At 52.6% G+C, this 9,499-nt stretch carries 8 protein-coding genes; 7 read left to right on the top strand and 1 reads right to left on the bottom strand.

Annotation, left to right across the window (positions count from 1 at the left end):
* Positions 1 to 94 precede the first annotated feature (94 nt).
* On the top strand, positions 95 to 1,501 hold the full coding sequence (locus B5F27_RS12100) for a 6-bladed beta-propeller (RefSeq protein ID WP_087368106.1): 1,407 nt from the start codon (positions 95 to 97) through the stop codon (positions 1,499 to 1,501).
* 274 nt (positions 1,502 to 1,775) lie between these two features.
* Here the strand turns inward: B5F27_RS12100 and B5F27_RS12105 are convergent, their stop codons facing one another.
* Positions 1,776 to 3,830, bottom strand: a complete 2,055-nt coding sequence (locus B5F27_RS12105; protein ID WP_343214639.1) for a suppressor of fused domain protein — start codon at positions 3,828 to 3,830, stop codon at positions 1,776 to 1,778.
* 365 nt (positions 3,831 to 4,195) lie between these two features.
* On the opposite strand from B5F27_RS12105, the gene B5F27_RS12110 reads away from it, so the two are divergent.
* The 6 genes from B5F27_RS12110 to B5F27_RS12140 all read left to right on the top strand — a co-directional run bounded on the left by B5F27_RS12110 (position 4,196) and on the right by B5F27_RS12140 (position 9,337).
* Entirely contained in the window at positions 4,196 to 4,651 is a 456-nt protein-coding gene (locus tag B5F27_RS12110) for a DUF2975 domain-containing protein (RefSeq protein WP_087248148.1), read from the top strand.
* Between the two features lie 14 nt (positions 4,652 to 4,665).
* The gene (locus B5F27_RS12115; protein WP_087248145.1) at positions 4,666 to 4,875 is read left to right on the top strand and encodes a helix-turn-helix transcriptional regulator; all 210 of its coding nucleotides are present in this window, start codon (positions 4,666 to 4,668) and stop codon (positions 4,873 to 4,875) included.
* 209 nt (positions 4,876 to 5,084) lie between these two features.
* Positions 5,085 to 6,392: a DUF4173 domain-containing protein gene (locus tag B5F27_RS12120; RefSeq protein WP_158098247.1), complete on the top strand. Its 1,308-nt coding sequence runs from the start codon at positions 5,085 to 5,087 to the stop codon at positions 6,390 to 6,392.
* 299 nt (positions 6,393 to 6,691) lie between these two features.
* Positions 6,692 to 7,621: a hypothetical protein gene (locus B5F27_RS12125; RefSeq protein ID WP_087368117.1), complete on the top strand. Its 930-nt coding sequence runs from the start codon at positions 6,692 to 6,694 to the stop codon at positions 7,619 to 7,621.
* A 63-nt stretch (positions 7,622 to 7,684) separates the two neighbouring features.
* Positions 7,685 to 8,398 (top strand): hypothetical protein, encoded by a 714-nt coding sequence (locus tag B5F27_RS12130; protein WP_087368120.1) that lies wholly within the window; start codon positions 7,685 to 7,687, stop codon positions 8,396 to 8,398.
* Positions 8,399 to 8,872: 474 nt separating this feature from the next.
* On the top strand, positions 8,873 to 9,337 hold the full coding sequence (locus B5F27_RS12140) for a GNAT family N-acetyltransferase (protein WP_087368127.1): 465 nt from the start codon (positions 8,873 to 8,875) through the stop codon (positions 9,335 to 9,337).
* Positions 9,338 to 9,499 lie beyond the last annotated feature (162 nt).

Consider the following 9,499-nt stretch of genomic DNA (forward strand, 5'->3'; position numbering starts at 1 on the left):
GCTCCGTCCACCCGGAACCCGCTCTACCGGTCATTTTTTGGGCCCAAAATACTCGATCAAATTTAAAATCCCGGAGAGAATCCAGAAAATCGCAATGACGACCAAAACGATTCGCCAGCCGGTGGATACATCGGCGACAAAGAGAAAGGTATATAGAGCGAAAACGCTGAAAATAAGACAGAAAATGGTGGTGATGACTTTTACTTTTGTGCGCTTGTCCAAAAGAAATCCTCCTTTGCCTGGGTTTGATATTTCCATTGTATTTTGCAAGTATGAACAATTCAATGAAGAAGGGGAGATGATGCACAATGAGTTCGGGAAGGTTGGGAAAGATTATCCCGGATTCAATGCAAAATTTCCGTATTTCATTGCAAAAAAGTTGCAATCCATATTCCAGCGCTGTATACTGAAAACAAATGGAGCATCATGGATTTTATTCTGCAAGGAGGAATTTTGTATGAGGATGAAACGAAAAACAAACCGCGGGAATAATGTTCGTACTTTGTGCGCGCTGGCGGTTTTCTCCTGCATGGTCTGTATGATCGGATGTTTGACCCAGGCTCTGGCGGTATCCGATCCTCCTGCAGCAATGAATGCAAGCTCTATGTCAAATGACGTGAAACCGGAGTTTATCGAGCCTGTCCTCTCTGCAGGTTGGAGAGTGACGGAGCATTCCAGCCAGGCGTTGGGAATCAGTAAACCTGGAGGAATCGACTGCAGCGACGGGAAAATCTATCTGTGCAGCACATCAGAGCAACAGGTCGTTGTTCTGGATCGTGACTTTCAGGTGGAGGAGGCGATAGGCAGCGCAGGGCGAGATGCTGGGGAGTTTTCTTCTCCCACCGACCTTGTTGTGGATAATGGAAAAATGTATGTGCTGGATTCCGGTAATAACCGGCTTCAGGTGCTGAACCTAGACGGTACGCCGGTTTCTTCTTCCAGGCTGTTGAATTTCAGCGCGTCCAAAAAAGAAAAATATGCCCACCTGGCTTTGCTGTCCCCGGATGAGATTGTGTTTAGCGTTCAGGATCTCAGCAAAGATGCAGGAGTGTACCAGATGGACAATCAAAAGGATATTGAGTCCCTTACGGATATGTTTTGGGGGCCAGTATATGCCTGCAACGAAACGATCTATGCGATCAATCAGTATGAATTCACAGAAGTAAGTGCTGAGCGGACCAATGCCGAAAGTGGAGAAAATAGTCTGCTGATTTTTGAAGATGGAACGCTGAAATCCAAGATAAAATTGCCGTATATGTACAGTGTCTCGGATTTTGTCGTGGCGGATGACCAACTCTATCTGCTTTCTTCTCTTTGGAATCGTCTGGATCACTTTGACCTTCAGGGAAACTACATCGAAACCATCGCACAGTTTCCCTTTGAACAGGGCAAAACAGTGGGCTTCAATAGCCATCTTGCATGGGATGCTCCAAACAATACTTTCTATATCACAGCCGAAAACAGTGCGCTGATCTATGAAGTGCAAAAACAGCCGGAATAAAGAAATGCAGCAAGTCCCATGAAGCAGTGTCGGCTTTATGGGCGGAGCGGGGCAGGAAATCAGAAATGATTTCCTGCTTTTATTTTTCGGATACTTATATATTTGGTCTTTGTTTTTGCTGGCAGTACAATGAACCTGTAGGCGTTGAACGTTTGAAACCGCGATGCAGGGCGGCGGATTGAAACAAAAAACAGATAAAAGGAGATAGACTTCCCGGAAAGGGGAGCTATCTCCTTTTTGCGTGTTTCTTCTGGGAGGTACAGAGGGACTTTCTCTAGTCCCACCAGAAATACCAGACCGTGGACTGCTGCAGCGTGTCTGCCAGAGCGCCGACAGTTGCATCCTCGGGCCCCTGGTCGATGACATCGGGGCAGAATCCATACTGCTCCACCGCTGTCTCCATGGCTTTTTCCTTTGGAACGGGGGCGGGGAGGACAAACTCCAGTTCATCGTGGCTCATGACGGCGGGCACTGCGCCGTACTGCTCGAACCAGTATTTTGCCGCCGCCATCAGCTCTGGCGTGTCTGGACACTCGTTCCAGTTGCCAAAGGGCAGGTAAGCGAAGATTTCCCAGGGGTGCTCCACCGGGATCTTCGCCAGAATCAGGGGATAGGTCATCTCACAATTGCTGTCCCAGTAGCTGGAGAAGCGATCGTTCTTGCAGCCGCCCTTCATCTGGCCCAGGATTTTTTCCTCCCAGTCCATAGCGTCGTCCTCGGCTTCCTCCCGGCGCTGGCCGATCATTTCTTCCAGAACCACCTTGCCGTCCAGGATGGGGGAGGAGAGCATCTTCTTTCGGTATTCGGCCACCTTGTCCGGGACGAAGGCATAGTTGTCCTCGCCACCGCTGTCCGGGTCGGAATTCATCACCAGGCACTCCCACAGGATTTCATCATCTGCCCGGATGAGCACCGGCACAAAGCCCTCGTGGGTGCTGTCCCGCAGAGCATAGCTGTAAGCTGCCGAGATGGGATTGTCGTCCTTCATGGAGGGGAAATAGGTGCATTCACAGTCCAGATACTCCATCAAAGCCCGGGCCAGATCGGAAGGCTCCAGCGTGTTTTCGTCGAAGCCCTGCCTCTGCCAGCCGGCAAAACGCCGGTCGATGATCTGTGCCATGGCCTGGTAATATTCTTCGTCAAAAGGAAGAAACAGGTAGGCTTCATCCTGGATTTCGTCCGAGTAATTGCGCTTTTGACCAATCACCCCAACGGCGTAGTAGTCGATGTCACTGGGATAGTGGGGAGGATCATCGGTATAGCCGTAGTAATACGCGGCGAAGGCCCGGCCTGTCCGGTTGAAAATAATGCTCAGGAGCTGACCGTTCAGCTTGTCCCGAAGGAAAACCCGCAGGTCTACACTGCCGGGATTGGTTTTGACCTCTTTTACAATGCTGCCGTAGTCCTCGAGAAAGGCTGCACCCATCAGGTCGTGTTCCATGCACCAGCGCAGATAGATGGTCATGTGGCTGAAAGCGTTGCGTTCATCCACCGGCAGTTTTTTCTTTCGAAGGGTCGCAAGGTGCCAGATTCCGTTATCCATTTCCAAAATGTCGTCCGCCGCATCCTCCGCCCGACGCAGGATGCCCCGCGTGATGGCGTCGGGGCGGTCGGGCCGCACCACAAAACCGATGGCGGCCATTTTTTCCAGCAGAGCATCTGTACCGTGTTCCAGACTGTATTTCAACTCATCCCGATAGAGGGGTAGAACCTGATAAAAATGGACTGCCTCACCGCCGGGCAGGGGACAGACTGCGCCGCCCGGCGCCGCGCTGAATGGCTCGGTCAGTAACGCTGCACAAAGCCAGGTGTTGGCTGCGAAAGGCTTCTGATGGTCGGCGACGTAACCCCGGTGCAGCCATACACCGCCGAGGGACAGGCGAGCCAGGTCCTTCAGCAGATGAACCGGCCAGTACCACCGGTCGTCCTTGAAATTTTCAGACGTTCGCTTCCACCCTGCCGGCAGGGCGATGGCCAGCTCTGCCCGGCCCAATTTGTGCCCAGTCTGTTCCGGCGGTACATTCATCCGGTGAGTTCCCAGCCCCATGGTGACCAGAATACAGTAGTCCCGCTCCTTGGTGGGCGGCACCAGGCAGATGTCCGTATGAATGTCCGAAGAATCCGGCTCATGGAATAGCGTTTCAAACTTGCCGAAGTACTGCCGGATGTGGTTTTCCACCGCCGCCGTTTCCTCTTTGGAGTAGATCGCCCCGGCTGGCTCCGTGTCGGTTTCCGGAGTGCGCTCTGCTTCAGGCAGAGTGGGCAGGGCGTCGACGATCTTCTGGTGCTCGTGGTTCTCATGTCCAATTTGACATTGCTTCATATCCATAGTCTCGGCCTCCTCGTTTTCTTCCAATATTGGCGCTTCCGGCGGGACTGGGGCGTCATCCTTGCCACCTAGGATGTCATAACAGACCATGCGGACTTTCTTGGGCGGTTTCAAGACTTCCGCGGCATAATCTCCTTTTATAATATTCTATCATATTCTGGCGATAAAGTCGCCTGTTTGTTGTATTTATTTTACGAAACCACATTCAGGAGCGCATTGAAAAACGTCCGGGACCCAGTGCGGCCGGGAAATGGAGGTGATTCTTTAAAACAATATGAAATTATCGAATTTCGATAAAAACATATTGCAATTCAATGCAACATGTGATATGATGGAGCCACAAACAAAAACAGGAGGTTTTGGATATGAATTGGAGCAGCAAAAACAGCATTCGGCTGTCCCGGCTGTGCGTGGTGTTGTTTGGAGCGGCAGCTTTGGCTATTTTGATATCAGCCCCCTGGCTGGTAAAGACGTTTGTTGCGTTCAGCCGTGTTCCGCTGGAACACCAGGCGGAGAGTCTGCTGCAGGCCACGCTTTATGCTGGCGGAGTGCCTGCCCTTTACATTCTCTGGAAGCTCTGGCGGCTGCTGGAAAACATTCAGGGCGGCAATGTTTTCGTTCCCCACAATGTTCAGCTGCTGCGGCGGATCAGCTGGGGCTGTGCCGTGGGAGCGGTTATCTGCCTGATCAGCGGATTTTATTATCTTCCCTTTTTTGTCATTGCAGCCTGTGCAGCCTTTATGGCGCTGATCGTGCGGGTTGTGAAAAACGTCTTCCAGCAGGCGCTTCTGCTGCAGGAAGACGCAGATTACACCATCTGAAAGGGGGAGAGAGAATGCCCATTGTTGTGAATCTGGACGTTATGATGGCCAAGCGAAAAATCTCCGCGGGGGAGCTTGCCGCGCGGATCGGCATTACTCCTGCCAACCTTTCCATTCTCAAAAATAATAAGGCCCGGGCTGTGCGGTTTTCTACGCTGGAAGCACTTTGCCGGGAGCTGCAGTGCCAGCCTGCCGATCTGTTGGAATATCTTCCCGACGAATGACATTTCCTGCAACGAAAAAGGAGGTTGCACTGATGGATATCCGTAGAGATAACGCCGTTTGTGTTCCGGGATCTTCCGGGGCGATTTTGCCTGCCGGCCCCGGCTGTGCGGTCCCAAAACGCGCTGCAAAAACAACGTTTCAACTTGAAAAAGGGGAGCGCGTCGCCGCCCTGCTTTGCCTTGGGATGGGAGTTCTCTATGCGCGGTGGATGCTGGAACCGCCCGCGGTTCTGTACCAACAGGGGCGGTGGGTGCTGGCGGCGGTACTGGGCTGCTTCTTTGTATGCATAGAGGCATCAGCCCGGCTCTGCCGTATAGAATGCCCGCGGGAAAGCTGGTTTTGGGCGGCGGTCTTTCTGAGCCAGTCCATTGGCTGCGGCCTGTTTGGAAACCAGGAACTTGCGTTTTTCCCATTCCTGCTCTCCCACCTGGCGGCTGCTCAGTGGGCGCTGGTGCGCTGCGGAGGAGCGGTGGCCCTGCCTGTGGGAGCGCTGCTGCCGCTGGATCTGCTGCGGGGCTGGTTTGGCATTCCTTTTTCCAATTTCCACCGGCTGTTCCAGGCGCTTTTTTACGGCGTAGGGAAAACCCTGCCCAAACCCAAAAGCAGGGGAATCTGGTGGGGGCTGTTGGGAGCCGTCTGCGCCCTGCCGGTGCTGGGATGGGCTTTTACCACGCTTGTAACGGCTGACGCTGCTTTCCAGCAGATGACCGGCAGCCTGGAGAGCTGGCTGGCACGGTTCAGCCTGCCGGAAATTCTGGCGGATTTCCTTTCACCGGGCTGGCTTTTTCTCGAACTCTTTTTTGCCTGCTGGTTTTATGGTCTGTTTTATGGTGCCAAGCACCTGAAGGAAAAGCAAAATCGGATCACAGAACGTATGGTCTATGATTCGTTTGACAAGCTGCGGCTGATTCCCCGGCAGACGCCGATGGTGGCCCTGGCCATGCTCTGCGGGCTGTATCTGATCTTCTTTTTGTCGCAGATCAACTATCTTACAGCGGGGTTTGCCGGCGTTCTGCCCCAGGCATACACGGCGGCGGAATACGCCCGTCGGGGATTCTTTGAAATGCTGCAGATCGCCCTGGTTAATTTGTCGGTTCTGGCAGCGGCGGCCAAACTTTGCCGCACGCCCCTGCGTCAAAGCCGGGGACTGCGGGGCCTGGGGATTGTCCTCTGCACAGCAAACCTTTTGTTTGCGGCCATTGCCTTTTCCAAACTGTGGCTGTATATCTCCCGGTTTGGCCTCACCAGTCTGCGTGTGCTGGCCGGGTATGCCATCACGGTGGTGACGATTTGGTCGGCATTGTCCATTGCCAGCCTGCTGCGGCCCTTTGGGGCGGTGGTGTGGGGGATCCGCCTGGCGGCGGTGATCTTCTGTCTGCTCAGCCTGTGCAACATCGATCACCTGGTTGCGCTGACCCAGCGGCAGGCAGAGCAGGAATATCCCTGGCCGGAAACCTCTGTGGTTTGCGATTTCGATGGTTCAGAAACCACATTCCTGGAAGATTTTGCCATATAATACTCTAAAAATTAGGGCAGAAAATGCAGGATAGATTCTGCCCGGGATTACCCATTGACTCAAACGCTGTAGGATTACCCAAAACAGGCCGCTCCTCGCTCTGGGGAGCGGCCTGTTTTATAAGGGCGCACAATAAAAGGGCGGTCAGGCCGCCCATACATAAAACCGGAGTAAGTGATGGATTTGTCAGGCGCCTTTTGATATAATCAGATCATACGGAAAAGCGCCTCTTTAAACCACAAAACAGAGGTGCTTCCAGGCTTTGTACAAAGAACCATCTTGCTTGAAGAAGGTGCTCGATGATGCAAGAGAAAATAAAGATCGACCCATATCTTCTGACCGCCATCGTGCGTTATCTCGGCAGGCTGCCCACGTCGGTGCAGGATCTGTATCCCATGAAGCGCCTTCTCTGCGGCGAGAGCCGTTCCCCGCTTGGAGGATATCTTGAAGCGCAGGGGGTGCCGGATTTCCTGACACTGGAACGGGGTGCATGGGAGCCTGTGCGGTGGATGGGCAAACTGCGCACTTTTGAGGTTCATCGCTATCCTGTGAATGACTATAGCTTTTTGAAAGAGTGCAAGAACCTGGAATCTATTTCTGTGATGCCGCCGCAGCGGCAGGCGTTTGACTGCACGCTTCTCCAGGAAATGCCCTGGCTGCACCGTGCAGAACTGCTTAGATTCGATTTGATCCATCCTGAAAAATTGGTGGACCCGCAGCCCTTAACGTTCCCGGTGCGCTATGATCCGCCGGCGTTGTTCCCGATGCTGGAAGGTCTTCCGGCTGCCATCCGTTCGGAGGAAAAAACTCTGCCCACTGTGTCGGATGGGCTGACAGGGGATTGTTTGCTCTGCTGGGTCGAAACAGAGAGAACGGATGCACTGCAAAAAAGCCCGGGCCGTGAAATACCGCTGCTCCACGCTTGCCGCCCAAATGCAGAACAGGCCGCTGCGGTTGCCCGGAAACTTGGAGAGGGCACCTGTCGCTGGGCGTACGGAATCATGGGAGATGCCTCCCTGCGCGTTCAATGGGAAAAGGGCGGGGCGGTTTTGGAATATCGTAGAGACCAGCAGCGGCTGCTCTGCTGGAACAAACGAGCCAAGAGCTGGAAAGGATATCTCTGCAAAAACGGCGGGCAGATCGAACAGGTTCTGCTGTACTTCTGCCAGACAGGGGAGCCGCTTCCCGGGGTCAGCTGGGCGGTGCCAGGAGATCCACCCAAGATATAAATACGGGGCATATGACAGCGTAGCACGTCAATAAAAAGAGCTTGGAGAGCGAGGGAGAATACGATGCTGACGTTTCCTTCCAATACTTCCTGTCTGGAATACCAGAATGGATCTTATCTCTGCAATCACCAAGTCCAGGTCGAAGTGGCTCTGAATCTAGACACATTACGGGAAGCTGTGCGTCAATGCCCGAAGCTGAAACAGGTTTATCTGGATGACGCTCCCTTTGGGGATGAATGCTTTTCGGTACTCGCGCAGCTTTCACAGCTGACAACTCTGGCCCTGCTGCGGGGCGGACAGATCAAGGGGCATGGCTTGTCTTTGCTGAAAGACCTTCCGGTCAAAACATTGTTTTTGCAGCGAACGGCGCTGGACGACGAAGGACTCTCACAGGCTGCTCAGATTTCAAAACTCACAGACATCTACATTGCCGCCTGCCCGCAGGTTACATTCCAGGGGCTGATGGCTATTTCCTGGCGGGATAAGCTGGTTGTTCATGATATGGACAACTTTGATGAAAAGGGCCGGGCAGGGCTGTTTACCCAGGAACAAAAGAAAATCTTTGAGGATGCCCGGACCTATAAAAATATGAAAAACAGGCTGCCTCTGGACAGCCCTGAGCTGGTGGGCCCCATCGCAGCACTGCAGGACTTTTTCGAGGAAATGACCCGTTGGGAAAAACTTGCGGCTGCAAAAGGACTTGATGACCCAAACGTCCGGGCTGAGATCGATCAGCTGTTCTCCCGGCGGGTAAGCTGGAAGCCCCGTCCGGGGTGACGTCCGATTTCGCTTTCCTTCCAGGCCGGCGGAACCTATCAGGGCTGCCGCCTGACTGTGGGAGAGAAGGCTGCAAAGAACAAATTCTGGCTTTATGCAGAGGAGGATGTTTTCTACTACCGTTTTCTTATGCGGCTGGTAGAGGGTCGCTGGATGATCGACAACGCCCAGTCCTGTTATAATGGCAAGTGGCAGTTCTGCGGGCTTTGATTTGTATTTTTTCAAAAAAGCGGATAGCATTTGGTTCAATAGCCTGGAGCTGTGGTCTGCACACCTTAATGACGCAGACGGTTATCTCTGGGTATTTTATTCCAGCAAGGCCCTGGATGAACAGGGCAGTATGATTTCCGAAAGCAAAAACATTTCGTCTCTTTGGCGTGTGGAAAAAGATGAAACAGGCCAGTGGCGAGTGGTAAGCGTCAAAAAGCATCCGTGACCCTAAAAAGTGTAAGTCAAAAAGGGAGTGGCAATGGAATGGAGCGTATCGTGGATGAGGAAATCCGATTGGTGCCCTATTATCCCAATGAAGAAGTGGCGTTGAAGTGGTATCAGGACCCTCAGCTGTGCAAGCAGGTGGATGATATCGATTGTGTGTACACACTGGATAAGTTGAAGGCGATGTACCGCTATCTGTCCACCCATGGAGACTGCTATTATATTGAATATAAGGGATGCCTCGTTGGAGATGTTACTTTGAGATCTGACGGCGAGATTGCAATTGTAGTCTGTAAGGGATACCAGAACCAGCATATAGGCCGGCGGTGCGTGAAGGATATCATGGAGCTGGCCAAGGAAAAAGGGCTGAAGGAGGCTAAAGCACGAATATATTCGTTCAATACACAAAGTCAGAAAATGTTCTTGTCCATGGGATTTCGTTCGGTCGGTGATGACTGGTATACCTGTGAACTCGAAAAAGGACAAGAAGTTCCAACAACATAGAAATTTACGAAAAGGGCGGCTTTAAACTGAACTGCTCCAGTAAAAGTAGACAGTGAAAAAAGAAGGCCTCCTGTGGTAGAATAAAACTACTACAGGAGGTTTTTGCTATGCCCAGAAAATACAGCCACATTCAGGAACACGAGAAGGAAATAATAGAGCTTC

This window comes from Faecalibacterium sp. An192, from assembly GCF_002160175.1.
In the GTDB taxonomy this organism is placed as follows: domain Bacteria; phylum Bacillota; class Clostridia; order Oscillospirales; family Ruminococcaceae; genus Faecalibacterium.

Coding starts and splice junctions, on each gene's coding strand:
- B5F27_RS12110 (WP_087248148.1), top strand. CDS start 4,196: ATGAATTGGAGCAGCAAAAACAGCATTCGGCTGTCCCGGCTGTGCGTG.
- B5F27_RS12105 (WP_343214639.1), bottom strand. CDS start 3,830: ATGGATATGAAGCAATGTCAAATTGGACATGAGAACCACGAGCACCAG.
- B5F27_RS12115 (WP_087248145.1), top strand. CDS start 4,666: ATGCCCATTGTTGTGAATCTGGACGTTATGATGGCCAAGCGAAAAATC.
- B5F27_RS12100 (WP_087368106.1), top strand. CDS start 95: ATGACGACCAAAACGATTCGCCAGCCGGTGGATACATCGGCGACAAAG.
- B5F27_RS12120 (WP_158098247.1), top strand. CDS start 5,085: ATGCTGGAACCGCCCGCGGTTCTGTACCAACAGGGGCGGTGGGTGCTG.
- B5F27_RS12125 (WP_087368117.1), top strand. CDS start 6,692: ATGATGCAAGAGAAAATAAAGATCGACCCATATCTTCTGACCGCCATC.
- B5F27_RS12130 (WP_087368120.1), top strand. CDS start 7,685: ATGCTGACGTTTCCTTCCAATACTTCCTGTCTGGAATACCAGAATGGA.
- B5F27_RS12140 (WP_087368127.1), top strand. CDS start 8,873: ATGGAGCGTATCGTGGATGAGGAAATCCGATTGGTGCCCTATTATCCC.